Origin of the sequence: Cecembia lonarensis LW9, assembly GCF_000298295.1 — a bacterium.
GTDB lineage: Bacteria > Bacteroidota > Bacteroidia > Cytophagales > Cyclobacteriaceae > Cecembia > Cecembia lonarensis.
Genome location: NZ_AMGM01000298.1, coordinates 1 through 681, shown reverse-complemented (window position 1 = coordinate 681; position 681 = coordinate 1). Strand labels below are relative to the sequence as shown.

The following is a 681-nucleotide window of genomic DNA, read 5'->3' as shown; positions in this document are numbered from 1 at the left end:
GAACTGGGTGCGCTGGTTCCGTTGATCGCAATCCCGCACTCGCCAGGCAATGTTAAGACTGTCGCGGAAACGTCCGGTGTTGAACTGTCGCAGGTCTGCGTCGGCTCGTCGGTAAACAGTTCCTACGAGGATCTGGCCACGGTAGCGGCGATCCTCAAGGGGCAACAGATCCACCCGCGCATCCAGTTGACGGTGACTCCCGGATCGCGGCAAATCCTGCAGACCATTATTGCCTCGGGAGTGTATGACGACCTGCTACAAGCCGGAGCGAGAATGTTGGAACCCATCTGCGGGCCTTGCGTGGGAATCGGCCAGGCCCCGTTAGGCAACGAAGCCTCGCTGAGGACTTTCAACCGGAATTTCCCGGGACGCAGCGGCACCGCAGAGGATATGGTCTACCTGTGTTCGCCCGCAACCGCTGCAGCCAGTGCGCTGACCGGTGTCATTACCGATCCGAGCGCTGTGGGCATTCAGTCACTGCGTCCGGCGGTACATGCCGGCATGGACATCCACTCGATTCACATTTCCGCACCGCTTCCGGAGGCCAGACGCACGGCAATTGAAATTATCCGTGGCTCGAACCTTGTACCGCCGCCGGTGCCCGGCCCGTTGCCGCCGACGATTGATGCCCGCGTACTGACCGTAGTTGGTGACGACGTTTCCACCGGTGACATGGCGCCC

At 61.2% G+C, this 681-nt stretch carries 1 protein-coding gene; it reads left to right on the top strand.

The features are described 5' to 3' along the window. The coding region (locus B879_RS24220) for an aconitase family protein (RefSeq protein ID WP_040401640.1) at positions 1–681 on the top strand (681 nt) is incomplete at both ends.